Origin of the sequence: Tardiphaga robiniae, from assembly GCF_001618955.1 — a bacterium.
In the GTDB taxonomy this organism is placed as follows: Bacteria; Pseudomonadota; Alphaproteobacteria; order Rhizobiales; family Xanthobacteraceae; genus Tardiphaga; species Tardiphaga robiniae_A.
On sequence record NZ_LVYV01000001.1, the window covers coordinates 727,263 to 753,697 of the forward strand.

Annotated in this window: 21 protein-coding genes and 1 tRNA gene; 10 read left to right on the forward strand and 12 right to left on the reverse strand. The window is 60.6% G+C overall.

Translation table 11 applies throughout. The annotated features are described in order from the left end of the window. The first annotated feature begins 95 nt into the window (after nt 1–95). The 3 genes from A4A58_RS03425 to A4A58_RS03435 are packed head-to-tail and all read left to right on the forward strand — an operon-like array spanning nt 96 to nt 5,393. Nucleotides 96–1,853, forward strand: coding sequence for a type I secretion system permease/ATPase (locus tag A4A58_RS03425; protein WP_068730427.1), 1,758 nt, complete (start codon nt 96–98; stop codon nt 1,851–1,853). Beyond that, nucleotides 1,850–3,157 carry an HlyD family type I secretion periplasmic adaptor subunit gene (locus A4A58_RS03430; RefSeq protein WP_068729780.1) on the forward strand — a complete coding sequence of 436 codons (1,308 nt, stop codon included), beginning with the start codon at nt 1,850–1,852 and terminating at the stop codon, nt 3,155–3,157. Before A4A58_RS03425 ends, A4A58_RS03430 begins: the two co-directional genes overlap by 4 nt. Before the next feature lie 10 nt (nt 3,158–3,167). Then, entirely contained in the window at nt 3,168–5,393 is a 2,226-nt protein-coding gene (locus A4A58_RS03435; RefSeq protein ID WP_068729782.1) for a CHASE2 domain-containing protein, read from the forward strand. 839 nt (nt 5,394–6,232) lie between these two features. On the opposite strand, the gene A4A58_RS03440 is transcribed toward A4A58_RS03435, so the two are convergent. The 4 genes from A4A58_RS03440 to ssuD are packed head-to-tail and all read right to left on the reverse strand — an operon-like array spanning nt 6,233 to nt 9,727. Next, on the reverse strand, nt 6,233–6,835 hold the full coding sequence (locus A4A58_RS03440) for a flavin reductase family protein (protein WP_068729784.1): 603 nt from the start codon (nt 6,833–6,835) through the stop codon (nt 6,233–6,235). Nucleotides 6,836–6,860: 25 nt separating this feature from the next. After that, nucleotides 6,861–7,712, reverse strand: a complete 852-nt coding sequence (locus A4A58_RS03445; protein ID WP_068730428.1) for an ATP-binding cassette domain-containing protein — start codon at nt 7,710–7,712, stop codon at nt 6,861–6,863. Between the two features lie 32 nt (nt 7,713–7,744). Next, nucleotides 7,745–8,551 carry an aliphatic sulfonate ABC transporter permease SsuC gene (gene ssuC / locus A4A58_RS03450; RefSeq protein ID WP_068729785.1) on the reverse strand — a complete coding sequence of 269 codons (807 nt, stop codon included), beginning with the start codon at nt 8,549–8,551 and terminating at the stop codon, nt 7,745–7,747. 18 nt (nt 8,552–8,569) lie between these two features. Next, complete coding sequence (ssuD, locus tag A4A58_RS03455; RefSeq protein WP_068730429.1) at nt 8,570–9,727, reverse strand: FMNH2-dependent alkanesulfonate monooxygenase; 1,158 nt, start codon at nt 9,725–9,727, stop codon at nt 8,570–8,572. A gap of 612 nt (nt 9,728–10,339) precedes the next feature. On the opposite strand from ssuD, the gene A4A58_RS03460 reads away from it, so the two are divergent. The 5 genes from A4A58_RS03460 to A4A58_RS03475 all read left to right on the forward strand — a co-directional run bounded on the left by A4A58_RS03460 (nt 10,340) and on the right by A4A58_RS03475 (nt 14,792). Beyond that, nucleotides 10,340–12,061 carry a putative bifunctional diguanylate cyclase/phosphodiesterase gene (locus A4A58_RS03460; protein ID WP_244499681.1) on the forward strand — a complete coding sequence of 574 codons (1,722 nt, stop codon included), beginning with the start codon at nt 10,340–10,342 and terminating at the stop codon, nt 12,059–12,061. Between the two features lie 217 nt (nt 12,062–12,278). Next, nucleotides 12,279–12,683 (forward strand): YccF domain-containing protein, encoded by a 405-nt coding sequence (locus A4A58_RS03465; RefSeq protein WP_068729790.1) that lies wholly within the window; start codon nt 12,279–12,281, stop codon nt 12,681–12,683. 115 nt (nt 12,684–12,798) lie between these two features. After that, entirely contained in the window at nt 12,799–13,860 is a 1,062-nt protein-coding gene (locus A4A58_RS03470) for a polysaccharide deacetylase family protein (RefSeq protein WP_068730430.1), read from the forward strand. Nucleotides 13,861–14,068: 208 nt separating this feature from the next. Beyond that, on the forward strand, nt 14,069–14,245 hold the full coding sequence (locus A4A58_RS30715; protein WP_158005640.1) for a hypothetical protein: 177 nt from the start codon (nt 14,069–14,071) through the stop codon (nt 14,243–14,245). 46 nt (nt 14,246–14,291) lie between these two features. Then, nucleotides 14,292–14,792 (forward strand): hypothetical protein, encoded by a 501-nt coding sequence (locus A4A58_RS03475; protein WP_068729791.1) that lies wholly within the window; start codon nt 14,292–14,294, stop codon nt 14,790–14,792. 8 nt (nt 14,793–14,800) lie between these two features. On the opposite strand, the gene A4A58_RS03480 is transcribed toward A4A58_RS03475, so the two are convergent. The 3 genes from A4A58_RS03480 to A4A58_RS03490 form a co-directional block, all read right to left on the reverse strand. Further along, complete coding sequence (locus tag A4A58_RS03480) at nt 14,801–15,889, reverse strand: acyltransferase family protein (protein ID WP_068729793.1); 1,089 nt, start codon at nt 15,887–15,889, stop codon at nt 14,801–14,803. A gap of 112 nt (nt 15,890–16,001) precedes the next feature. Then, entirely contained in the window at nt 16,002–16,967 is a 966-nt protein-coding gene (locus A4A58_RS03485) for an amidohydrolase family protein (RefSeq protein ID WP_068729795.1), read from the reverse strand. A gap of 185 nt (nt 16,968–17,152) precedes the next feature. Continuing rightward, nucleotides 17,153–17,965 carry a class I SAM-dependent methyltransferase gene (locus A4A58_RS03490; protein ID WP_068729798.1) on the reverse strand — a complete coding sequence of 271 codons (813 nt, stop codon included), beginning with the start codon at nt 17,963–17,965 and terminating at the stop codon, nt 17,153–17,155. Nucleotides 17,966–18,347: 382 nt separating this feature from the next. Between A4A58_RS03490 and A4A58_RS03495 the strand changes: the two genes are divergently transcribed. Continuing rightward, nucleotides 18,348–18,424, forward strand: a tRNA-Arg gene (locus tag A4A58_RS03495). A gap of 223 nt (nt 18,425–18,647) precedes the next feature. On the opposite strand, the gene A4A58_RS03500 is transcribed toward A4A58_RS03495, so the two are convergent. From A4A58_RS03500 to A4A58_RS03520, 5 genes are all read right to left on the reverse strand, one after another. Beyond that, nucleotides 18,648–19,073, reverse strand: a complete 426-nt coding sequence (locus A4A58_RS03500; RefSeq protein ID WP_068729799.1) for a very short patch repair endonuclease — start codon at nt 19,071–19,073, stop codon at nt 18,648–18,650. Between the two features lie 3 nt (nt 19,074–19,076). Next, on the reverse strand, nt 19,077–20,159 hold the full coding sequence (locus A4A58_RS03505; RefSeq protein WP_068729801.1) for a DNA cytosine methyltransferase: 1,083 nt from the start codon (nt 20,157–20,159) through the stop codon (nt 19,077–19,079). Nucleotides 20,160–20,199: 40 nt separating this feature from the next. Further along, complete coding sequence (locus tag A4A58_RS03510; RefSeq protein WP_068729803.1) at nt 20,200–21,150, reverse strand: O-methyltransferase; 951 nt, start codon at nt 21,148–21,150, stop codon at nt 20,200–20,202. Continuing rightward, nucleotides 21,147–22,520 carry an ATP-binding protein gene (locus tag A4A58_RS03515; RefSeq protein ID WP_158005641.1) on the reverse strand — a complete coding sequence of 458 codons (1,374 nt, stop codon included), beginning with the start codon at nt 22,518–22,520 and terminating at the stop codon, nt 21,147–21,149. Before A4A58_RS03515 ends, A4A58_RS03510 begins: the two co-directional genes overlap by 4 nt. A gap of 88 nt (nt 22,521–22,608) precedes the next feature. Next, a complete protein-coding gene (locus tag A4A58_RS03520) occupies nt 22,609–23,838 on the reverse strand; it encodes a DNA cytosine methyltransferase (RefSeq protein ID WP_283804886.1) in 1,230 nt (409 codons plus the stop codon). A gap of 272 nt (nt 23,839–24,110) precedes the next feature. Between A4A58_RS03520 and A4A58_RS30145 the strand changes: the two genes are divergently transcribed. Further along, nucleotides 24,111–25,988, forward strand: coding sequence for a sigma factor-like helix-turn-helix DNA-binding protein (locus A4A58_RS30145; protein ID WP_139069772.1), 1,878 nt, complete (start codon nt 24,111–24,113; stop codon nt 25,986–25,988). The last annotated feature ends 447 nt before the right edge of the window (nt 25,989–26,435 follow it).

Sequence of the window (26,435 nt, forward strand, 5' to 3'; positions counted from 1 at the left end):
GCCTGACTGATGGCATAATGGCTGTCAGATCGGTGCTTGGAGCGGCGCTTGGTGCCTGACGAGCGACCGTCCGCATGATCCGCAAAGGCTTGACGATGCAGCGTGGCCTGTCACGAACCTCCAGCCTGCCGGCACGGACCGAGCTCGGCGATGCCTTGCGGGCCTGCCGCGGCGCCTTTCTGGGCGTCGGGCTGATGAGCTGCATGATCAATATCCTGTATCTGACCGGCTCGTTCTTTATGCTCGAGGTCTACGACCGCGTGCTGCCGAGCCGCAGCGTGCCGACCCTCGTCGGTCTCATCGTCCTCGCCGGCGGACTCTACGTGGCCCAGGGTATTCTCGACCTGCTGCGCGGTCGCATTCTGGTGCGGATCGGCAGTTCGCTGGATGAAGTGCTGAGCCCTCGCGTGTTCCAGACCGTGGTGCGACTGCCGCTCCTTGCCGGCGGACACAATGAAGGTCTGCAGCCGCTGCGCGACCTCGATAACGTCCGCTCGTTTCTCTCCGGCATGGGACCGAGCGCGCTGTTCGACCTGCCCTGGCTGCCGCTCTATCTGGCGATCTGTTTCGCGTTTCATCCGATGATCGGCGTCACCGCATCGGTCGGCGCCTTCCTGCTGGTGGGCCTGACGATCCTCACGGAAATCATGACCCGCGAACCTGCGCGCGAGGCCAACGGTCTCGCGGCACGCCGTAGCGGGATTGCCTCGGCGAGCCGGCGCAATGCCGAAGTCGTCGTCGCGATGGGCATGGCCGGGCGTCTGACGCAGCGCTGGCGCGAGGCCAACGAGACCTATCTGGCCGGCAACCAGCGCACCAGCGATGTGGCCGGCGGCCTCGGCGCCATCGCCAAGGTGATGCGCATGGTCCTGCAATCGGCGGTACTCGGCGTCGGCGCCTATCTCGTGATCAATCAGGAAGCCACCGCCGGCATCATCATCGCCGGCTCGATCCTCAGTGCCCGCGCGCTGGCGCCGGTCGATCTGGCGATCGCGCACTGGAAGGGTTTTGTCACCGCCCGGCAGAGCTGGCATCGGCTCAACGGGCTGCTATACGCCTTGCCGGATCAGGCAGCTGTTACTCAGCTGCAAGATCCGTCGCAGAAACTGAGTATCGAAGGCGTCAGCATCGCACCGCCGGGTGAGCAGAAGATCACGGTCAGCGACATCACTTTTGCACTCGCGGCCGGCAACGGCCTCGGCATCATCGGACCGTCGGGCTCCGGCAAATCATCGCTGCTGCGCGCGCTGGTCGGCGTCTGGAAGCCCGTGCGCGGTCATGTCCGGCTCGACGCGGCGGCGCTCGACCAATGGGCGCCGGACGATCTCGGCCGCCATATCGGCTACCTGCCACAGGATGTCGAACTGTTCGCAGGCTCCATTGCCGACAATATCTGCCGTTTCGATCCCGATGCGAAGGATGACGACATCATCACCGCGGCAAGGCAGGCCGGCGTACATGACCTCATCGTCGGCATGCGCGAGGGCTATGATACGCAGGTCGGCGATCACGGCGGCGTTCTGTCCGCCGGTCAGGCGCAACGCATCGCGCTGGCGCGGGCGCTGTATGGCGATCCGTTCCTGATCGTTCTGGACGAACCGAATTCCAATCTCGATACCGAAGGCGACGAAGCGCTGACCAAGGCTGTGCGCGCGGCCCGTACGCGCGGCGCCATCGTCATCGTGGTTGCACACCGGCCGATCGGCATCGAAGGCGTCGACATGCTGCTGGTCCTGAAGGACGGTCGCATGCAGGCCTTCGGACCGAAGGAGACCGTGCTCGGCCAGGTGCTGCAGCGCCCGGCAGCACAGCCGATCAAGATCGTCGCCGACGGCGGAGTAGCCAAGCCATGAGTGCGCCGCTCACAGGTTCGCGCCGTTCCATTCGCCTCCATCTAATGATCGGCCTCGTCGTTGTGCTCGTGCTCGCAGGCGGTTTGGGCGGCTGGGCGTCGACCGCGCAGATCTCCGGCGCTCTGATCGCGCCGGGCTCAGTGGTGGTCGATTCCAACGTCAAGAAAGTCCAGCACCCGACCGGCGGCGTCGTCGGCGAATTGCGCGCCCGCGACGGCGACCTGGTGAAGGCTGGAGATGTCGTGGTGCGCCTCGACGACACCGTGACCAAAGCCGGCCTCGCCATTGTCACCAAGAACCTCAACGGGTTGTGGGCGCGCGCCGCACGGCTTGAAGCCGAGCAGCGCGGTGCTGAATTCATTACCTTTCCGCCGCTACTGCTGGAGCAACTCGCCGAATTGGACGTGAAGAATGTCATCGCCAGCGAAACCAAACTGTTCAATGTGCGCTCGACCGGCCGCGTCGGCCAGAAGCAGCAGCTGCGCGAACGCATCGCGCAGCTCAACGAGGAGATCGCCGGCCTCACCGCGCAGGAGACTGCCAAGACCCGCGAAATCGCGCTCGTGGAAAAGGAACTGGTCGGCGTTCGCGGGCTGTTCGACCAGCAACTGGTGCAGATCTCGCGCCTGACCGTGCTGGAGCGCGATGCCGCGCGCCTCGCCGGCGAACGCGCGCAATTCATCGCTGCGCGGGCGCAGGCCAAAGGCAAGATCACCGAGATCGAGCTGCAGATTTTCCAGATCGACAAGGACCTCGTCAGCGAGGTCTCCAAAGACCTGCGCGAGACCAATGACAAGATCGGCGAATTCGTCGAACGCAAGGTCACTGCCGAGGACCAGCTGCGCCGCATCGACATCCGCGCGCCGCAGGACGGCATGGTACTGCAATCCACCGTACACACGATCGGCGGTGTCATCACCGCGGGCGACGCCATCATGCTGATCGTGCCGCAGACCGACAATCTGTCGGTGGAAGCCCGCGTCAATCCGCAGGATATCGACAAGCTGCAAATCGGCCAGAAGACGCTGCTGCGGCTCTCTGCCTTCAACCAGCGCACCACGCCGGAGCTCAACGGCGCCGTCAGCCGCGTCTCGCCGGATACGACGACGGATCAGCGCACCGGGCAGAGCTATTACACGATCCGGATTTCGATGCCGGCATCGGAAGTCGCAAAGCTCGGCGATGTTCGCCTGATCCCCGGCATGCCGGTTGAGGCCTTCGTGCAGACCGGCGACCGCACCATGCTGTCCTATCTTGCCAAGCCGCTGAGCGATCAGTTGATGCGCGCCTTCCGCGAGAAATGACCCGCCAACCATGAAGCGCATGCGGCGAGTGACACGGCTGGCGCGGCGGTTCGGTTGGGCACGTGCGTTCTGTCTTGTCTTGCTGCTGGGCCTCGCGCTGCTGCGCATCGCTGATCCGCCCGCGATCGAGGAATTGCGGCTGCGGGTCTTCGATACCTATCAAGTGATCCAGCCGCGGGTGAAAACCGCGAAGCCCGTCACGATCGTGGATATCGACGAGAAGAGCATCGCCAAGTACGGCCAGTTTCCATGGCCACGGACGCTGCTCGCGCAACTGGTAACGCGGCTGACTCAACTCGGCGCCGTCGTCATCGCCTTCGACATCGTTTTCCCCGAACCCGACCGGCTGAATCCGGCGCTGGCTGCCGACAGCTTTGCCGGCCTCGACGACGATCTGCGGGCCCGGCTGAAGACGTTGCCGAGCAACGATCAGGTATTCGCCGACGCCATCAGGCGATCCCGCGTGGTGCTCGGCGAATCCGGCCTGCCTTATGAGGTTCCGGGGCTCGACAAGGCGTTGCCGACCACCGGCCTCGCAACTCTTGGCGGCGAGCCACAGCGTTTTATGGTGGATTTCCCGGGACTGCTACGCAATGTCGACGTGCTGGAGAAAGCTGCCGCAGGCCGCGGCCTGTTCTCGATCCGCAACGAACGCGACGGGATCGTGCGACGCGTGCCAATGCTGATGCTGACCCAGGGCGTGACGATGCCCTCGCTGAGCTTCGAGATGCTGCGCGTCGCCTCGGGCGCCGACACGATCCTCGTAAAGTCCGATAGCGCCGGCATCAAGAGCATCCGCGTCGGAGGCTTCGAAATTCCGACCGACAGTGAAGGACGGCTGTGGGTGCATTTCGCCAAGCACGATCCCAGCATCTATGTCTCCGCCGCCGACGTCCTCGACGGCACTGTGCAACCTCAGGCGATCGCACGGCATCTGGTGCTGATCGGTACCTCGGCGGTCGGCTTGCTCGACACCAAGACGACACCGCTCGATGCGGTGATTCCCGGCGTCGAGGTTCATGCCCAGGTGCTGGAGAGCGCGTTGACCAAGACTGTTCTGTCGCAGCCGGCCTATGCGCGTGGCGCCGAACTATGCATTGCGATCATTCTCGGCATCATCGTGATCTGTCTCGCCCCGATGTTCGGGCCTGTCACGCTGGTCATCATGGGCGCAGTATTCGCAGGACTGCTTGCAGGCACATCCTGGTACTTCTACACGCAGCACCGCCTGCTGATCGACTTCACCTACCCCCTGCTCTCGACCACGCTGATCTATCTCACGCTGATCTTCAGCAATTTCGTGCGTGAGCAGGCGCAGCGCCGCCGCATCCGCTCGGCCTTCAGCCAGTATCTGTCGCCGGCGCTGGTGGCTCAGCTCGCGCAGTCACCGGAGAAACTGGTGCTCGGCGGCGAGGAGCGCGAGATGACCATCATGTTCTCCGATGTGCGCGGCTTCACCACGATCTCGGAATCCTACAAGCACGATCCGCATGGCCTGACCACGCTGATGAACCGCTTCCTGACGCCGCTGACCAATGCGATCCTCGATCGCAAGGGCACCATCGACAAATATATGGGCGACGCTGTCATGGCGTTCTGGAACGCGCCGCTCGATGACGACCAGCACCAGATCAATGCCTGCCACGCCGCGCTCGACATGCTGGATCGCATCGACGCCCTGAACAAGCTGCGCGAAGACGAGGCCACGCAAGGCGGCCATGTCTATATCCCGATCAATGTCGGCATCGGCCTTAATACCGGCATCTGCGTTGTCGGCAATATGGGATCGGACTTGCGCTTCGACTATTCGGTGCTCGGCGACAGCGTCAATCTGGCTTCGCGCCTCGAAGGCCAGTCCAAGGAATACGGCTTCCCGATCATCGTCGGCTCGAAGACCGCGCTCGCGGCCAAGGACAAGTTCGCCATTCTCGAACTCGACTTCATCATGGTGAAGGGCAAGAAAGAACCGGAAGTGATCTACGCCATCGCCGGACGTGAGGACGTGACGCATTCCGAACGTTTCCAGACGCTGCGCAATCTCACCATCGAAATGCTCGCCTGTTATCGCAGCCGTGACTGGGACGGTGCGCTATTCGCGATCGAACGTGGTCGCAATTCGGATGTCGCCAATGCGCTCGAACAACTCTACGGCCTCTATGAAAAGCGCATCCGCAGCTATCAGGAGAATCCGCCGCCAGAGGATTGGAGCGGCGCGTTTGCATTGCTGACGAAGTGAACCGTCATTCCGGCCCCAGGGGCGCAGGATGGGTAGAGCGGCTTCGCGAAACCCATCACGTCCGTTTCTTGGGATTGATGGGTTTCGCTTCCGCCTTCGCTCTTCGAGCCACGGCGGACGAGCCGGCGCGATGCGCCTGCGCTCGACTCATCCTACGGCCATCACCGATTCGAATTTCAAACAGCCAAGCTCTCGCCATCTCGCGGCGCCAATGGCGTCCGAGGTGTGAGCAGTCCCCCCTCGAAACATGAGGGGTGGCGGCGCGCCGTGAGGCGCAAAGGGTGGTTTTTGTCGCGATCCGCTCCACCGGAACGCCGGCAAGCTGCAACCGCGCAACGCCTTGAGGGCGCGCCACCGCGGCGATTTCTGTCCCTGGGGCCGTGCTTCCTGGGACGTGGCATCGGCAGATTTCCCCGCTTTGGCCTGTCCCAGTCCAGCCGACAAGCGGCAGAGCCCCGTAGTGGGCCCGGACGGCTACCCAAGGCCTCCCGGGTGCGCGAGGGAACGTCTCCCTCATGCCCGCAGGCACCGCATCCCTGTCCCACTTCAAGACGCCTCATGAAGCGCCCCTCGCGAACCGGACAAGCGGAGGATAATCGTTTTAGGTATATTATCAACAAGAATAGGAAAAAATGTTTGGCGACGTTGCCCTAAACTGTCATTCCGGGCGTGTGCGCATCTTAGCGCACGCGAACCTCAGCCACTCCAATTGGAGTGGCGGGGAATCTCGACATGGGAGTCTCAGAGCCTGAAGCCTCATCGGGATTCCGGGCTCGCCTGCCAGCGGCTTCGCCGCTGACCCGCGCCCCGGAATGACAGGAAGGGAGGCGCGCCGGATGTCAGATCTCGCGCAGCGCCCGCATGCTGGGCACGCTGACTTCGGCGAGCTTCAGATTGTCTTCGTTCTGGTCGATCGCCACATATTGCCCGTCCCAATAGGTCAGCGCGGTGTGCGGGACCGAGGTAATGACATCACGGACGCGGCCGATGACGATGGCATGGGAGTGGCGCTCGATGACTTCCTCGACGTCGCAATCGATCGCCGCGAGGCTACCCGCCAGCAGCGGCACGCCGGTGGCGCGGGTGACCCATTGCGCGCCGACGAAACGATCGGCGCCCTTCAATCCGCCCTTGCCGGAGAAGCGCTCGGCGACATCTAGCTGTTCAGCCGACAGAATGTTGACGCCGAAAACGCCATAGCACTGCAGCAGCGGCCAAGACGACGACTCCCTGTTGACGCTGACGATCAGTGTGGGTGGATCGACCGACAGCGACGAGACCGACGTCACCGTCATGCCCGTGATGTCCTTGCCGCGGCCCACAGTGATGACGCTGACACCGCCGGCCAGCACCCGCATGGCGCCGCGGAATTCCTGCGAAGAGACCTCGCGATCGGAAGAAACCTCACGATCGACGGTGATATTACGAACGACGGAATTCATGGCAGCCTCGCAGGTCACAATAGTCTCACAAGCCGGTGGCGTCGGCTCCCGGGCCGAGCAGATTGCGCAGGATCGAGCCTTCCAGCGCCGCAAGATCTGCCGAGCCGCGCTGCCGCGGCCGGGCGATATCAACATTGATATCGTGTGCGATACGGCCGTCTTCAATCACCAGCACGCGATCCGCCAGCGCCACGGCCTCGGACACGTCATGCGTCACCAGAATCGAGGTGAAGGTCTGGTCGTGCCAGACGCGACCGAGCAGCTGCTGCATCGAAATACGCGTCAGCGCATCGAGTGCACCGAGCGGCTCGTCGAGCGCCAGCACACGCGGATGGCTGACCAGTGCCCGCGCCAGCGCAACACGCTGCTTCTGGCCACCTGACAAGACGGACGGCCATTGATCGCGCTTCTCGGCGAGGCCGACCTCCGTCAATGCACTTTCGGCGCGCGCCTTGGCATCGGCCGATGTCCGGTCGGTCCCCAAGCCAACTTCCACATTCGAGAGCACGCTGGCCCATGGCAACAGGCGCGGTTCCTGGAACATCACGCGGATGTCCTCCGCGCGGGTTTCCTCACCAAAGCTGATCGTGCCGACGGTCGGCGCGTCAAGGCCTGCGATCAGGCGGAGCAGCGTGCTCTTGCCGCAGCCGCTCTGGCCGACAATGGCCACGAACTGGCCAGCAGGAATATGCAGATCGACGCCGCGCAGCACTTCATTGCTGCCGAAGGATTTGCGGAGACCGCGGATGGTGAGCGACAGACCGCGGGACTTCTGCTCGGCCGGACGCCGCGCTTGCGTGGCGAGGGCCTGTTCGAAATCGACGGGCGCATCGATGACCTGAGCATCGGCATGGCTGAGGCGAAGAGACTGTTGCACGGTCATTTCAAATTCTCGCTTCCGAATTTCGCTCAATGTTTCTGAAAAGCCGGGTGCCAGGACAATGTCAGCCGTTCCAGCGCGCGCGAGGCACTGTCGGCCACCTTGCCCAGCAGCGCATAGATCAGAATGCTGAGCACCACGACGTCGATCTGCATGAATTCACGCGCCTGCATCGCCATGTAGCCAAGGCCCGACGAAGCCGCGATGGTTTCCGCCACGATCAGCGTCAGCCACATGATGCCGAGCGCAAAGCGCACGCCGACGAAGATCGAGGGCAACGCACCCGGGAAGATCACGCGGCGGAACAGTTCGCTGTTGCGCATGCCATAGATGCGGCCCATCTCGATCAGTTGCGGATCGACCGTGCGAATGCCGTGCAGCGTGTTGAGATAGATCGGGAAGAATACGCCAAGCGCGACCAGGAACAGCTTGGCCGATTCATCGATGCCGAACCACAGGATGACCAGCGGGATCAGCGCCAGATGCGGCACGTTGCGCACCATCTGCAGCGTCGTGTCGGTGAGCTTGCTGCTGAGCTGCGACAGACCGTTGGCCAGACCGAAGGCAAAGCCGATGCTACCGCCGATCAGGAAGCCGACGGACGCACGCCAGAACGACACCCAGATATTCTGGGCGAGTTCGCCCGAGACCAGCAGCTTCCACCCGGCCAAGGCAACATCGGTCGGCGCCGGCATTACCCGCGCCGGCACGTAACCGGTCACGCAAGCGGCCTGCCAGACGAGCAGGATGACCAGTGGTACGATCCATTGGGTCAGGCCATCGATGCGCGGCAGGCGAAAGCTGCGAACGCGGGGAAGGATTTCAACAATGCTCATGATGGGTGCCTGTCGGAATTACGAGGCGCTCTGCGCGCGATGCTCATTGGCAACGATTTCACCGACCGGGCCGGTGCGCGTGCGTAGCGATGTGACATTGTCGTGCTGTTGCAGCGACAGCAGCGGGAAGACGAGCTCAGCGAAGCGATAGGCTTCCTCAAGATGCGGATAGCCGGACATGATGAAGGTATCGACGCCGACGTCCTGATATTCCTTGATACGCGCCGCAACGGTCTGCGCATCGCCGACCAGCGCCGTACCGGCGCCACCGCGCACGAGGCCGACGCCGGCCCAGAGATTCGGGCTGATCTCGAGCTTGTCGCGACGTCCGCCATGTAGCTGCATCATGCGCTGCTGGCCGACCGAGTCCTGCCGGGCCAAGGTCTTCTGCGCATTGGCGATGACGTCGTCTGTCACATATTGGATGAGTTCGTCGGCGGCCTTCCATGCCGCCTCATTGGTCTCGCGCACCACCACATGAAGACGGATGCCGAAAGACAGCTTGCGGCCGCGCTTTTCGGCAGCAGCCTTGACGCGCGCAACCTTCTCGGCGACCAGCGCCGGCGGCTCGCCCCAGGTGAGATATTTGTCGACGGTGTCCACCGCGACATCGATGCCGGCGTCAGACGAGCCGCCGAAATACAGCGGCGGGCGCGGCGACTGCACCGGCGGGAAGATCAGACGACCATCCTCGATCTGGATATGCTTGCCCTGGACATTGACGGTCTTGCCAGCCAGCAGGTCGTTATAGACGTTGAGGAACTCGCGTGTGACGGCATAGCGCTCATCGTGCGGCAGGAAAATGCCGTCGCCCTTGTTCTCGACGGGATCGCCGCCAGTCACGACATTGATCAGGAGACGACCGTTCGTGACACGGTCCAGCGTTGCGGTCATGCGCGCGGCGACGCTCGGCGACTGCAGGCCCGGCCGAACGGCCACGAGATAGCGAAGCTGTTCGGTCCATGGAGCCACGGCCGATGCGACCACCCATGAATCCTCACAGCTGCGTCCCGTGGGCAACAACACGCCGAAATACCCCAGCTGATCGGCGGCCTGCGCGATCTGACGGAGATATTTGAAGTCGATGTCGCGCGCACCATGGGTCGAAGCGAGATAACGTCCATCGCCGTGGGTCGGCAGGAACCAGAGAACATTGGCTTTGGATGGATTGCTCATCGGCGACGTCTCTCTCGCATCGGGCGACCATTGCGGCATCGCGAGAGGATGGTGTCATGACATAAGTCTGTCGAGTGGCCCGGGAAAATAGCGACGTGCGCACTGTGACTTACGCTGATGACGAGGCGTTCCTTTCAAACTTCCGGGCATATGCAGCGCATTTTTCTCCGCCAACCTTGCATCCTGCGGCGATCACAACCGCGTGGGTCGGAATACAAGAGCTCGGCCGGCGATCAGCGCGACTGAGTGGGGAATTTCATGCTGAGATCGCGGCGCGTGATACTCAGATTGTTTTACTCAAAGGCCGATCATGAGAATGATCATGCACGCCCTTATTGAGCGATCTGGCGCTTTCGCCCTCGTCATTGACGCTTTGTTAATGACGTCAGCACCGCTACCGCTCCAAATCGCGCGGCATTTACACAACTACCAGCGTTTTGCGAACCGATTTAACCAAATCGACAAGGCGTTTTGCGAGGCTCGGCCACCATGCAGAACGCATCCACCCCAGGCTCGTCGGCCTCTCCAATGAACAGCGACCGCCCGACCGCAACCTCTTCGACCGAGGCTGCTACCGGATTCGTGGATAGCGATGCCGCACGCGAATTGGAGATGCTGCGCGAGATCGTACGCATGCTGCCGGCCTCCGTCACTGTGCAAGACGATCAGGGCGACTTTCTGCTGGTGAATGACGCCGCGGCAATCCAGTTCAATGCATCGGCGGACCAATTCAACAGACCCGATCCGCAATCGGACTTTCTGGTGCAGGCATTGACGCATCGACGCGCCACCGCGCTCGACCTGCTGCAGTCCGGCCGCTCTGCCGTGTTCGAGGAACGCGTCAATTCCGAACGCGACAGACGGGTGTTTCTGACCACGCATCGCCCGGTGCGCATCGGTGACCGCAGCGTGCTACTGTCCAGCGCCACCGATGTGAGCCGGCAGAAAGCGATGGAAGAAGAGCTATTTCGTCGCGCCTATTACGACGAGCTGACCGATCTGCCGACGCGGCGCATGATCGAGAAACATGTCGGCGACGTCATTGGCCATTCCGGCGAAACATCACATTTCGCGCTGGCCTTCCTCGACATCGACAATTTCAAGCACATCAACGACTATTACGGTCACAGCGTCGGTGATGCGCTGCTGGTGCAGTTCGCCAAGCGGCTGGCGCTCGACCTGCGCGGCACCGACATGCTGTCGCGGATTTCCGGCGACGAATTCCTGCTGCTGCTGAACCCGATCCAGAGCCAGCAGGAGGTCGCCGAATATCTGGAGCTGCTGGTGCAGCGGCTGCGCGCGCCGTTCTTCATCGACGGCTCCGAAGTATTCGCCTCCGCCTCGATCGGTGTCAGCCTCTATCCCGAACACGGCCGCAACTACGACGCGCTGCATCAGAACGCCGATATCGCGATGTATCGCGTGAAGAACGAGACCAAGGGCGCTGCGGTGTTCTTCGACTCCAGCATGGAGAGCGAGGCGCTGGCCCGCATGGCCACCGAACAGTCATTGCGGCTGGCGATTCTCGACAAGCGGTTCTGCTGCGCGTTTCAGCCGAAGGTCGATATCCGCAGCCTGGAGATCAAGGGCATCGAGGCCCTGGTGCGGCTGCGCAACGACGATGGCGTGATCCAGGCCCCCGGCACCTTCATCAATCTGGCCGTCGAACTCGGCCTGATTGACGAGCTCACCCATCTGGTGCTCGCCGAGATCATGAAGTCGATCGACCTGATCGACGAGACCTTCGGCGCCGCGGCCACTATCAGCATCAACGTCGCTGCCAAACAGGCTGGCAATCCGGAATTCATGCGCGCCTTTGCCAGGGCGATCGAGGAGACTGGCTGCCCGACGCGCTTCATGGTCGAGGTGACCGAAGACGCATTCGTCGCCAAGACGCATTTCCAGGACGACATCCTGCCGATGTTCCGGGCGCTTGGCGTCGGCATCTCCATCGACGATTTCGGCGTCGGCTATTCGTCGCTGTCGGCGCTGGCGGATATCACCGCCGACGAGATCAAGATCGACCGCTCCTTCATCACGGACATCCACAAGCGCCCGCGCAGCCAGGGCATCCTCCGCGCCATCGAGTCGCTCAGCGAGGCGCTGGGCATGGCGGTGATCGCCGAAGGCGTCGAGACCTTCGAGGAACTGGCCTATCTTCAGGCCGCGACCAAGATCCGCTACGCGCAGGGCTATTATTTCTCCGAGCCGATTTTTCTGGAAGAACTGCAGCCACAGACGCGCACCAGTAGCGACGTGCGCGGCGCATCATCGGCTCGCCCGGCAGCAGATGCCCGCCCGGCCTATTCCCGCTCCGGCGGACGGGGATATTAAGGCACCCAACTTTCGTCGTGCCCGGGCTTGTCCCGGGCATCCACGTCTTGGCTGTAAATGAAGGAAGGCGTGGATGGCCGGACAAGCCCGGGCACGACGGAGCTTTTACAGGACCGCCAGCCAGAGCATCATTGCTGGGACGGACTGACCGCCATCTTCCACTTGTTATGCAGGCTATCTATATGTCGGTAGCACTGCGCATCACCAGAGAGCCCCCATGCCCGTCGTCCCGCTGTTTCTGAATATCCTCTGGATCGTGTTCGGCGGATTGGGAATGGCGGTCGGCTGGCTGATCGCGGCCGTCGTCATGGCCATCACCATCATCGGCCTGCCCTGGGCCCGCGCCGCCTTCAATATCGCCGCCTATACGTTGCTGCCGTTCGGCCAGCGTGCCGTCGACCGTGAGGCCGTCACCGGCCGCGGCGACATCGGCACGGGTGTGCTCGGCCTGATCGGCAATGTGATCTGGCTGGTGCTGGCAGGCTGGTGGCTGGCGATCGGCCATCTCATCGCGGCGCTCGCGCTGGCCATCACCATCGTCGGCATTCCCTTTGCCTGGGCACATCTGAAGCTCGCCGGCATCGCGCTATGGCCTATCGGCAAGGTCATCGTACCGGCCTAACGCGCATTGCGTTGAACAAATTCAAATTTTCTCGTTGAGAGTGCGCCGCGCATACGCGTGGTTAACTATTTCGCTCAATGGTGAAACGAGGTGGGCCTCGGGCGCCGGAGTGAATATGCGTAAGCTTCCTTTTTTGATCGTTGCAGGTTCTTTCACGGCGGTTGGCGCCGCGGGCGCAGGCGCCTGGCATCTTTTCGGACCCGCCCCTGCACAGACCGCCAAGGCAAAATCTGACAAGAGCGAGCTGACGACCGCCTCCATCGATACGCGCGCCGCGAAGCCGGGCGCATCGGCCGCGCCGGCCGAGCCGGCGCCACGCGTACAGGCCGTGGCGGCGGCACCGGCTGCCATGCCCACAGCTCCCGCGGTGGAAAAGCGCCCGACCGTGGCCAAGCCTGTCTGCAACAATCCGAATGCGCTCGGCGTGTCGCGCACCGTGCAGATCGACACCACCGGCGGCCCCGGCCTCGGCATGTCGCAATATCGCGACTATGACTTCCTGCAGCCCGGCGAAGTCGTACTCACCTTCGATGACGGCCCATGGCCGGTGACGACGCCCGCCGTGCTGGCGGCGCTCAGCGCTCAATGCGTACAGGCCGTGTTCTTCCCGATCGGCAAGCATGCCACCTGGCATCCCGCGGTGTTGAAGCAGGTGATCGCGGCCGGCCATTCGGTTGGCACCCATACCTGGTCGCACCAGAATCTGGCGACCAAGACGCCGCAGGAAGCCAAGGACGAGATCGAGCGCGGCATCAGCGCCATCACGCTGATGGCCGGCCAGCCGCTGTCGCCGTTCTTCCGTTTCCCGCAGCTGCGCCAGAATGCGGAGCTGAAGGCCTATCTCGCCGAGCGCAACATCGCCGCCTTCTCCATCGATATCGATTCCGAGGATTTCCGCATCCACAATGCGGGCAAGCTCGTCGCTTCGGTGATGGAAAAGCTGAAGAAGAAGGGCAAGGGCATCATCCTGATGCATGACCTGCACAAGTGGTCCGCCGCTGCGGTGCCGGATCTGCTCGCCCAGCTCAAGGCCGGCGGTTACAAGGTCGTGCATATCCGCGCCAAGGATACGCTGCCGACGATCGCGAGCTACGACGCCGCCATCGCCGCCGAGCTGCAGCCGGTGAAAACCAGCAATGCGCGTCCGATTTCCAACGTGATCCAGACGGTCGACTAGCGCCTGATCCACTCGGGTTGAACCCAATCGAGGCCGGTGCGGCACCGCTGCCCCGGCCTTTTTGTGTTTCGTGGCGAGGCGCGCGGCGAAACAAAACGATCCCCCGACGAAACCATTTTCCGTCTTGACGCAGACCGCGTGAAACCCGGCATAGTTATCCATCTGTCCAACGACGCGGCACACGGCGCCGCCCAACGGGGATAGTCACATGCGCATCATCGGTTTCATCGTCGCCTTCTCGTTCGCCTTTGCCGGCCCGTCATTCTCCGGCACCGCGATGAACGACCTGCCGGGCATCGGCACCTTTTCCTACAACGGCGCGCAGATCGCCTCTGAGACGGCGACGGCGAAATTCGCCTATCTGACGCTCACGCGTCGCGCCTGATCGCATCCCTCCCCTCCGACATCCCCAGACATAGAAAGCCATCACCATGACCTCATTCAGCGCAAATCTGATCGGACACACGCTCAAGGCCGCCACTGTCGGCGCAATCCTGATGCTGTCGGCGACAGCGAGCCAGGCCCAGTCGGCGAGCCCCTTTGCCGGCTTTGACGGATCGTGGAGCGGCAGCGGCACCGTGTCGCTGTCGGACGGCTCCTCGGAGCAGATTCGCTGCCGCGCCACCTACAATGTTGTCGGCGGTACTGCATTGAAACAGTCCCTGCGCTGCGCCAGCGACAGCTACAAGTTCGAGCTCAGCAGCGATGTGAAGAGCCAGGACGGTCAGGTGACCGGCACCTGGGGTGAGGCCAGCCGCAATATCTTCGGTAATCTGCAGGGTAGCGCCGGCGGCGGCCAGATCGACGTCTTCGTCGAGGCCGCCGGCTTCGCCGCCAACCTGACGCTGACGACCAAGGGCAACAAGCAGCTGGTCTCGATCAGCTCCAAGGGACAGATCCGCGACGTCTCGATCAATATGATCCGGAGCTGACGCAGAACCTATGCGGCTTGATGCTGTCGACCCACGGCATCAAGCCCACTGCCTGACACGCGTGTTTTGATGCCCGGCTGCCGCCTGCGCCTGATCACGCGAAGCAGCGGGTTTTCAATTGTGAGATGCACGATGATGCCCGCGCCGCCGGCTATAGCGACATAACACAGCATCATCATCGTCGATGCTTCGGGCGTCGGCAGTTGAAGCCATCGCTCATTACTTGTTTTCATGACTTCGAAAACGATCGGATGCGTGAGATAGATGGCGTAGGACGCATCGCCGATCAGAATCAGCGGCTGCCAAGTTATGGCACCGCCGGCATATTCGACAAACAGCGCACTGGCGACGATCACGACCGGCGCGGCTGCGGCGAGCGCCATATAAACCGACGGCGTGACGCTGTTTGCCCATAGCGGCCCCACGAATTGCGACCCATAGCAGAGTGTGACGAGTGCGGCGCCGATCCAGACAATGGAGCGTTGTGGTGCAGCGGGAGCAAAAACCTGCAGCGCATAGAAGATCGCGATCCCGGCGATGAAGAACTGCGTATAGTCGAAGGACAGATAGTGGCAGGCAGCCGCCGTGCAGACGGCGGCCGCGGCATAGTTCAACGCCACCAGACATCCGACGACGATCAGCGGCGCCAGACGGCGGCTGATCGCAAGCGCTGCTGCGAAGATCAGATAAAAATACACCTCGTAATTCAGCGACCACCCGACATTCAGGATCGGATATTTGTCGCCGATCGGCGCGAACATCAGGCTGCGGCCGACATAGGCCCAGAGCGGCTCGGACGAACGGCCATCCAGCGGCTTTGCCCATGTCGCTGCCTCAAGCAGCGCAGATCCGAACATCACGACAAGAAGCACGGCTGTACACAGCCAATAGAGCGGTGCGATCCGCTCCAAGCGCTTGGCGAGAAAATCGTCAGCACCCTTCCGGGTGATGAAACACATGATGAAGCCGGAGATGACGAAGAAGGTGGAGACCCCGAAGAATTCGGTGTGCCAATCGCCGGCGAACTTGTAGCCGGTGTGGAAGAACACCACACCGAGGGCAGCTATGCCGCGCAACACCTGCAGATTTGACAGCATGGGGCTCCCTCGACCGCCCGTCGCGGTCGGGGGCAAACCTCTGGCAGAGACGAGAGTTCCGCCGATCTGGAACTCTTGCGGGACAAAGAAGGCGGCGAGGTGACGCGAGTGGTCAGAAGCCGTAAAGCCGCGCCGGATTGTCGACCAGGATTGTCTTGCGAATAGCCGCGTCGGGCGCCCACACCGCAAGCTGGTTTAGCAGGCGGCCATCGTCGATCTGATAGAGCGGCGTGACATCGGTTGGCTTCCTGCCGGGCGGTGTTACCGAATCCGGATGCGGCCAGTCGGTGCCCCAGATGATCCGCTCCGGATTGGCTGCGATCAGCGCCTTCGCCAGCGGTGCGGCGTCCGGGTAATCCGGCCCTTGCGTCGAAGCGCGATAGGCGCCGGAAATCTTCACATAGGCCTTGCCGGCTTTGACGAGGTCGAGCAGGTCCGCAAAGCCCGGCTGATCCAGCCCGAGCCTGGCTTCCGCGCCGCCGAAATGATCGAACACCAGCGGCATCGACGCACTGGCAACGACCTCCTTGATCGCGGATACCAATGGCAGATTGGTGAACATCTGGATGTGCCAGCCTCGCGTCTTCATGCGCTCGATCGCAGCCAGCAGACGCTGCTTGCCGATGGCGGGATCGCTCACGCCGCTGGTCGCAAGATTGATCCGCATGCCGCGAATGCCCGCGGCCTTCATGGCGTCGAGCTCACTCTCCGGTGTCTTGTCATCGATGACAGCAACGCCGCGCGCGTCGCTGCCGCGTGCCTTCATGCCGAACAGCGTCGCCGAGTTATCAGTGCCGTAGATGCTGGGCGTGACGATCACCACACGCTTGATGCCGAGCGCTTTGTGCAGCGCCGCCATCTCCTCCGGCGACGCCAGCTCCGGCGTGTAGACGCGGCCCGCAAAGAACGGGAATTTTTCGGGATCGCCATGAATATGGGTGTGACAGTCGCAGGCGTCCGCAGGCACCTCGAAATTCACCGGCGTCGCCGGCTGCGCGGCCTTGCCAACCGCAAATCTGTTGCTGAGCACGACCGCTCCTGCGATTGAAGAGAGCAGAACACCGCGTCTTGTGAACATTGGTTCCTCCCTGAGGTCGTGACGCCATTTTGGGCCGGCGTTCACTTGATTGAGGCCAACGTGATCGTTTCGCGATCCATGTCAAGTGTGCTTCCACATGCTGCAAAGCGAAGACGACGGGGACTGCCCTCCTGCTGCACAGCCCCATGTCAAATTGGCTGTGCAGCAGCTCGCTCCCGGTCATGTCACGGTTTGCGGACGGTCACGTGCAGGAACGTCGCCTTCACCGATGTCGTCGAAGGATCGGAGCTTTTATTCTGACTCTCGAAGAGCTTTACAAGCTCTCCCTTCAAGGTGTCGGCGCGACCGTCTTTTTCAGCCGCATCGAAGGCATTCATGGTCGGGCCGTAATATGCCTTGAACTGGTCGACGAACTTTGCCGGCGTTCCAGCAAAGTTGAATTCGTAGGAGTCGCGAGCGAATGAGATATTTGGCTTCGGAATGCCAACCGACGTGAAGCGCTCGACAACATTGTCCTCGATACCCCAGGTCATGGGACTTACGAACCCTTCCGGCGGAGGAGGCGAATAGGACGAGCTGATCTTGAGGATCTGCGCCACCAGAGTGGGATCGTTCGGGATCCAGTTTCCCATCACAATCCGGCCGCCTGGCCGCGTGACGCGAACCATTTCCCTGGCAACATCCGATGGCCTGGGCGCGAACATCGCGCCGAAGATGCTGATGACGAGATCGAAACTGTCATCCTTGATATCTCTTAGATTCGATGCATCGCCTTCCTGAAAACGACACATAACCCCTTCCGCCTTCGCGCGCCCGTTGCCGGCCTCCACCAGATTGCGCGCAATGTCGACACCTGTGACGTTTGCCCCAGCTTTTGCTGCTGGAAGCGCTGTCGTGCCGTCTCCGCATCCAAGATCCAGCACATCACTTCCGCGCATGATCCCGATCGACGCGACAAGCGCTTCGCCGCTGGCACGCATCGTCTCAGCGATACGGGTGAAATCGCCTTTCTCCCAAAGAGCCTGGTTGGGATTCATTAGGACATCCTCCAATGTTCGACATGGGAACGGCCGGCGCCTGGGTCGGTTCGCAGAATGGCGCAGGTAACCGCAGTTATGTCACTCGGCTCCTGTTCTAGGTTCAGCATTCACGATCGGACGTCCCGCTGCCAAACACAGCGTGATTGAGCAAATGGACGAGGTTCCGGGACAATCGCGGGGGCGCAACCTGGTCCCCTCGCCCTCTCGAAATACCCCACAGACCCGCGGAGCGAGCGCGTCTGGGCATCCCGACACGCTTCGAACGTCTGACCGTCGCCTGAAAGAGGGCGCCGCGCCCTCCAACCGAGCCATTTTCGCCGAATCCCGCCCCGGCCAGCCGTTGCCGCCGCCCGGCCAATCGGCTAAATGGACCCTCGAAGCACCCGTAGCTCAGCTGGATAGAGCGTTGCCCTCCGAAGGCAAAGGTCACACGTTCGAATCGTGTCGGGTGCGCCAGCCTTTTCAACGACTTATAGCTTAACCTAGCGTCACTGAGATTCTTTAGGTAAGCACCGGGTAAGCGAGTGAGGTCTGCTCGCCCCTCCCTCATGCGACATTGAGTTCGCTTCCGTTGCAGCCGTTGATCCGTGCGGGAACAATCGAGTTGACGCAGTGATGGACGCGAAAGATCTCGTAGCTTCTCGTGGAAGCGATGGATTCCATGTTGATGGTCGCAGGGCTATCGACTCGCCGAATCGATTTCGAAAAACTCGGCTAACGTGTCTCGCAACGCCGACAGGTCATTCGTCTGACACTGCCAGATGACCAGCGTTCGCCAGGCCTGCGCCTCAAGCTCCCGGATCACTCGCTGATCCCGCTCGACATTTCGTTCGAACTTGCTTTGCCAAAATTCCTCACGGGACTTCGGCATCGTCGCCTTTTTGCAGCCCTCGTGACGATGCCAGAAGCAGCCATGCACGAAGATCGCCACGCGCCATCGAGGAAACACGAGATCCGGTTTGCCGGGCAGGTCCTTGGCCTGAAGCCGGAACCTTAACCCCAAGGAATGAGCCACGCGCCTGACCACCAGCTCGGGCATCGTGTCGCGCCCTTTGACTTGGGACATCAGCCACGATCTTCTCTCGACGCTCAGGCGATCGACCATGTCCTATTCGGCGGCAAGACCCATTGCAGCGTCAAGACCAAGCTTCTTCCGGATCGAAAGGAACACTGCTTCGGAGACGATCGGCGAGACGCTGTTCCCGATCATCCGGAAGCTGTGCCAGATTGTCGGATGGAACATATGGCGATCTGGAAAGCCTTGGAGACGGGCAGCTTCGCGAACGGTAATGACACGCGGCTCTTCCGGATGGAGAGGTCGTACGGCCTGCCGCGATCCCTTATCCGCACCTGTGCCGGCCCGCAGTGTCGGGCATTGGCCGTCCCACGCCAATCGTGGATGACGACCGACTGAATCCGTTGATCCCGGAGCTACCGACGCGAACCGCCGAGCGACGTCCGCCTTGTGTTCCACCATCCGATGGCCCGCGAAACATCCGTCGTTACTCCGGAGAAGGCGGGCATACTCGGAGGGACGACCGCGTTTGGTGATCCGCCAATAGTCGAAATCGTCTTCCGCAATTCCAAGCGATTCTGCATCGACAAGATCGGCAATTGCCGACTTGACGGTCGCCGCCGGACGTTCGAACGCACGAATGTCTTCCAATTGCAGGGGAGACTTCGCCTTCTTGTCTATTCCGATAACGAAAACACGACGTCGGCGCGTCGCTGCTCCGAACTCGGCAGCGTCCAAGATAACTGGACCAAGAACATCGTATTTGTCGGCGACTTGTTCGATGGCGGAATCCAATAGGCCCCGCGTGTCGTCAGAGACGAGCCCTCTGACGTTCTCCATAACGAAGAACGTCGGCTTGATCTCGGACACGATCCGAAAAAAGTGCGACAGAAGCTTTCGGCGCGGATCGCGAACATCTCGTCGACCGATGTCGCTGAAACCTTGGCATGGCGGACCGCCAAAAACACCAGTAACTGGCCGTCCAACCAGTTCGACGATCTCGCCACCTTTAAGTTTTCCAACATCGCGCAAATGGAGGCGCGTCTTTGGAAAATTCACCTTGAACGAAGACGTAAGGGTCGCATCGATGTCGAAAGCGGCTGCAACTTCGAAACCGGCATTATGCGCTCCCAACGAGAAGCCGCCACATCCGCAAAAAAGATCGACGAGCGTCATTGCGATCCGCTCCAAACCCTCGGAAGTCGGGGGGATTTCTTCACGCTGCAAGCTCCCCGAAGATCGGGTATTCCAAATAGAAGCGCTGATAGGCTTCGACTTCACTTGGCCGCAGTTCGAACTCGAGTTTTTTCCAGTCGAGTTTGCCTGCAGAGGGCAAAAGTTTATCGAGCGCGCGCTTCTCTTTTTCGGTGAGAATGGGAAGCTCGATGTCGAAAATCGTCAACCCTGTGGCTACCGATAGACTGAGGACTCCTGAATCCTCAAGCTTTGTCCGGTCTGCGCTGTTTGCGATCATTCCGCCTACGGTGACCATGGTCGCACCATCTGCGTAACGATACGACCAAATCGGAATATACTCGCAGCCTGGTTGCTTCTCCAACACGGCCGCTTTGATCCGGTCATGAATGATTTTTGCAGCCAAAAGTGGGAAGTCATTCAGCGTCAGTTGATTCCCACATTTCAGAAGTCCTTCGTCATCGCAAATGTCCGCCAAATAAGCCTCTGGCGAAACTTCTTCATCGTCCGCCTTATGTCCGCGGAGCTGATCCACCAAAGCGTTCACACTTACAAGAAGCATGCTGCCCGAGGACATGGCGCCTACTGCCGTTTCAAGATCGCCAGTCACAGCATTCTTAAGTGGTCCATCGTAATCGAGCCACACGATGCTTGGCTTCTTATCGTCAAGAACCTCGCCGAGTGCCACCGACGCCTCGTCCATCCGAACACTGATGCAGGCGAACGGCTTGTTGAACTCTACGCGCTTCTGGCGGCTCTTCTGATTTTCGATGGTTACAAGGTCGCAAATATTGAAAACTCGATGCATAAGAATGAAGTCTGAGAACCACATCGAGCCGAAACCGACATATCGGTAGTTCGGAATATCAAACTGCGAATGCAGCTTCTTCAACGTCGCGACGAATAGTTTACGTTCGACATTCTTGTTGGGGCGCAGCATGTAATTGATGGCCTCGAAAGAGCGCTTTGTCATCGAGTTACTTCTCGTTTGAAGAAATACTCGAAAGTTTGGATACCGACCTCTGCCGGCGACGATCCAACAAGACCGAGCGCCTGTGCCGCGGCCGTGACGTCGGCAGCCTCGCGAGTATATTCGATTCTCACGAGGTCGTTCGTCGACGTTATTGGCAGCCGCATCTGTTCGTTCGCCGTGACACGCGAAACGGGAACCTGCTTCGCTGCCTTCTCGATCTTCTTCAAACGCTTTGAATCGGCGCGCCGATTGTTGGTGTAGTCGGTCAACTTCTTGGTCGCTCGCATCATTATCGGCAAGGCACGCTGGTAGAACGTGTTGCTCGATTCCACATCACGCTTCGTCGTCTTCCAAGGCAGCTTCCTCGGCTCAGCACTTGAGAAGCGCACCACGCCCATGAAACCGATGTATTGAGGATGCCAAGCCGGCACGGGCTTGACACCCCAGCCGGTGTCCGAAGACTTGTCCGCACTGACGACTACGCGGTCATTACAAACGACGTACCATCCATATACGCCGCTATCTGGATTGCGTGCCGTGGCGGATGTGTCCTCGGGAGGTGGATCGGCCAAACCAACCGTAATCTCGATTGTCACGCCATCGTCCGTTTCGACATGTTTGAAAGGTGCGAAGTCGTCACTCACCCTCATAACCGGCATAACGGGGTCGATCCGCACTCCATTCACATTCACGATGAGGCCGCGGCTCAGGATAAAGGCATAATCGCGAGAAACAATGCGTCGTAACCGCTCGGCAAAAGTGGGGTTATCGAACTGACGCCAAATCCCTTCATAAAGCTCCGTAATCTTGATGGAAGTACCGGCCGGCACAGCCGTGCCAGCTCGAACGACTTCTCTCAGCGGAAAAGACCATTCGACAAGCTCATGGTCCTGATCGATCTCCTTAACTTGCGGATCCTTGCGCCATTCATCCACATTCAAGTTCAACGAGAAAGATTCCGTGCCAGTACTTGACTGCATCGCGACGACGTTGCCCATCTTGAAGATGGCCCGCTTCATACCGATCCCGTAAAGACCGATCGTGCCGTCCTTCAGCTCTGGGGCGTCGTCTGGGCGGCCAAAACGAAACGCGTAATCTTCGGCGATTCCGATTGGAATGCCGCCCGAAGCGTCTGCTATCTGGAAGCTGTCTCGGTCGAAAGAAATTTCGACAGTACTTCCTTGCAAAGGATGATCCGGATCGAGTTGCACATTGGCGCGACGAGCCGCTTCGCCGATGCCATCGACCGAATTGTCCAAGAGGTCGAGGATACAATCGATAAGGTCGATATCCCTCGTCAGCATCGCGATGAAAAAGCTCTTGGACGGATTGGCGTTGGCGCGCGAAATTCCGTTCCCGTTGTCAGCCATAATGTCCATCCCCCGCCACAAAGCGATATCCGACTACTAGTTGAAAGCCAAGGGTCGGATATCCTGATTGGCTCATTTGCCCCAAAATCTATGCCGCCATTGCTTTGATCAACCCGACCTTCTGTCGATTATTTTGTCGCGCCTTTGGAGCCTGGGATTGCCATTCTCGGTACAGTCGGAGCGACTTCCGCAAATCCGATCGCGTAGCCGTCGGCAACCTTGCGAATTCTTCGATCCCTTCTAGTGTCGCTAGTTCGACTGCGCCGTTCGCGAAGGTCCTTCCACCGAGGAGGCGACGAGCGCGATTGACCCTGCTTTTTGCATTCCGGACGGCGGCCTTCGAAAAATCACACGAGCCCGCCAGCCAACTGCCGAAGCGGCCCTGAAGCGCGGGAATCGTTCTGCCGCATTCCCTCTCAAGGATCGCCCGTCCGACCGCCTCGGCCATCGGTGCAGGGACTGCATTGGCGATCATCTGATCGATATCCCTCGATCCCACACTCGACCAATCCCAATCTGCAGGGAAGCCCTGAATTCGAGCGACCTGACCTTGTGTAAGTAGGCCGGCGTTCGAGGCCGGGACAGGATCGTCTGGGTGAGGAGAAGTCAGATAGTGTGGTCGGGGCGCTTCTCTGGTCGTCCGGATCACGGACGGGGCCGGTTCATCGAGGAGTCGAACGCCGCGTCCAGTATAGTATGGGCGGGTATAGAATGCTCCAGACGCCAATATGTTGGCGTCATCGGGGTCCGTCGCTCGCAGCATTCCGCGAACATGCATGGGCTGCGCGGACCGCGCAGCCACCAAGGCGGACTCAAGGAACCCGTCCTGCTCGCCAAGGCGACCGACCACGAACAACCGTTTCCGAGCTTGCGGCACGCCATAGTAGGAGGCGTTCAGTTTGCATTCGGTGAGCCCGTAGCCGGCACGCATCAGCATCGCACGAGCCTCCGCCCAGGATTTCGAATTCGACGCGCGCGGGACATTCTCCATGACGATCCACGGGGGTCTCGCAATGCACACGATCATCGCGAAGACCTTCGTCATCTCTGCCCGTTCCCCCTCGACGCGATCGCCAGCGGTCGAAAAGTCTTGGCAAGGAGGCCCGCCAACGATGACGTCAGGCGCAAGCGACGCGACCGCGGGACCAATCCTGAAGATTTCCTTAAGATCGGCCTGCCATGCATGCGGCCCAACGTTGTTCCGATAGACTGCGACCGCCTTGTCCCAGGAATCGTAAGCCTGAACGATCTCGTATCCGGCACGTTTTAATCCGAGAGACATCCCCCCGGCACCCGCAAACAGTTCAACAACCCGCACTTCAACCCACCCAAACCATAACTGAGTTCTCAGTTACGGTTTCCGGGTTGAGATTTCGTTGAGACCCTGCTCGAACGGTCCGTATCGGTCCCGTCATAATCGGCTAAATCGATGCGTCTTTCCCAGACAGACACTGACGTTTTTGAGTGTCGGTGGCATTGGCTGCGACACCTGCGTTTGACCGACGCGAAGATTGCTCTGAGCATTAAAAGATAAACCCCCGGTCATCGCGGCTCGCAACCGCTCTCGGGGGTCATCTCAGAGGTGATTCAATGGTCGATTTAAGTTCTGCCCGTGTCAATGATTCCGACGCCAAACCGTCTATCCCGCGTTTCCGGTACGCCTCAGACGCCGAGCGCCGAGCGTTTGGCCCTGCTGAACACATCCGCGCGGTCCACCCACCCAGCAGCGGCACAGGCCTACGTCGGGGCTTCGTCGTGTGGGGAGAGAAAGTTACGTGGACGGATGCGAAGGGACGTGAGCGACATTGGAGATCGTCATCGGATCACGTTGGTGGTGAAGCGGAGCATGCCGCCAGAAAGTTCATCGCGAACGGCAAACAAGGAACAGTAAACAATCTGTACTTTTCGATGCAGTCGTTCCGTCGACCGAATAGCCGAAGGGTCAAGAATCTCTCGGCGCTCGGCTGTGCCTTCGTTGACGTCGACTACAAGCAGGTAGAACGCTGGAAGGGAATGGACCCTTGCATCGTGATGAGTGCGATCCTTCCTGCTCTCGACGACGCGAAGATTCCGCCGCCATCGTTTGTGATGGACTCAGGAAACGGTCTTCACGCCGTCTGGCTTCACGGCCTGTTGCCAAAGGCCGCGGAAAAGCGGTGGAATCTTGTACAAGAACGCCTTCTCGATGCCTTGAAGCCATTCGGTGCGGACCCGAACGCGAAGGATGCAGCGCGAGTGCTGCGTCTTTCCGGAAGTTGGAATCCGGCTGCGCGAGGCATTGGCCGCGGACATGTTCATCTTGTCTGGATTCAAGGCAGCGAAATCGCCAAGCCATTTCGATACGACTTCGACGCACTTGCCGATGAGGTCCTGCCGCTGACAAGAGCCGAAATCGTGGTGCTTCGCGCCGAGCGCGCGAAACGCCGGGCCCAAACCACGCCCGGCTTCCGGAAGGGCCAAAAGCCCGTCGCACGAAGAGACTCGGCGAGTTACGCGGAAACGGTCCTCGAAGATCTGCATAGGCTCCGGAGTTATCGTTTTCCATCGGGAGCCCTGCCCGCTGGTCAACGGGATGCCTGGTTGTTCGTGGCCTCAATGGCCTTGTCGTGGATCACTCCAGCACCTGCACTTGAGGGCCAAATCCTTGCATTGGCTTGCAAGGTCTCTGGTTGGCGGGAGCGAGAGGCACGCTCAAGGATGGGATCAATCATCCGTCGCGCCAAGGATGCTGCAGCCGGCAAGAAGATCGAGTACGACCGAAAAGAAGTCGACCCTCGCTATCGGATGAAAGCCGAAACGATCATCAAGTGGCTGAATGTCACTGAGGATGAAATGGGCAATGCAAAGCTGCGTGTGCTCCTCAACCCCGACGCTCGCCGTGAACGGAAGGCACAGGATGCGCGCGATCGCCGCAAGAGCAGGGGCGCGACGGGGCACGGCGAGAATCGCGTCTCCCGGATCGAGATCGGGCAGCGTGCCATGTGGATGCATGTGCGCGATGGCATGACGTATGCGGAGATCGCCGCTGAACTCAAAATCTCGAAAGCGACTGTTGGGAAGGCAATCGCCGAAGTCCGTGATGCATTGTCGTCAACGAGACAAAACACCGAGAAAACAAGGGAGGCCGCGTTTCGTGCTGTATATGGTGGTATCCACCCCCTGAAAGGGGGTGGTACCCATGCATCGGGGTCTGGGGTGCTTGCACCCCGCACGACCACACCCAAAAAATCATCTTCCTTCTGTCCTTCGCCTCCCACTCAGGAAGCCGCTGCCTCAGGCAGCGGAACAGTCGCGATAGCGACTAGGGCAGCACAACGGGCGCAGAAGGCGGAGAGGACGGTGAAACTAAAGCAGATGGCATCAACACCCACCCAAGCCGATAGAACGGACAATAGGCACGCTTCCAAAGGTTCTTCGGACATCTCTGACTTCCGCCGTCCGGCCTTTCTATCTCGGAAGGCTGGCTGATCATCGTGACGACGTGGTCACCCAATGCTCCGTAGCAGAAAGGGAAAGCTCATGATCCCGCACAACGGACGCACGCGGGGCAATGGACGGCAGGAACGCCCAGTTGGCTCCAACACCCATCCAAGTAAATCGAAGCGACGAAAGGCACGCTCTAGACGGTTCTATGGCCATCACCGCCTTCCGCCGCCCAGCTACTTTGATACGGAAGGTCGGCCGATGGCCACGACTTCGTACTCGTTCGCCGCAGGAAGGCCCATCGAAACACCGTGCGACAACACACCGCACCGCCGCCGAATGCTTGGCGCGTGAAAAACTTCAGAGGGACGAATCCTTGCGCTCGAAAAACGAATCCTTGCGGCCAAGGATTGAGTCCTTACGACGCGCAAAGCGCCCCTTCCATTCGCAACTACGCGAATCCTTAGACCTCTATTTTCATCGCGTTTCCGC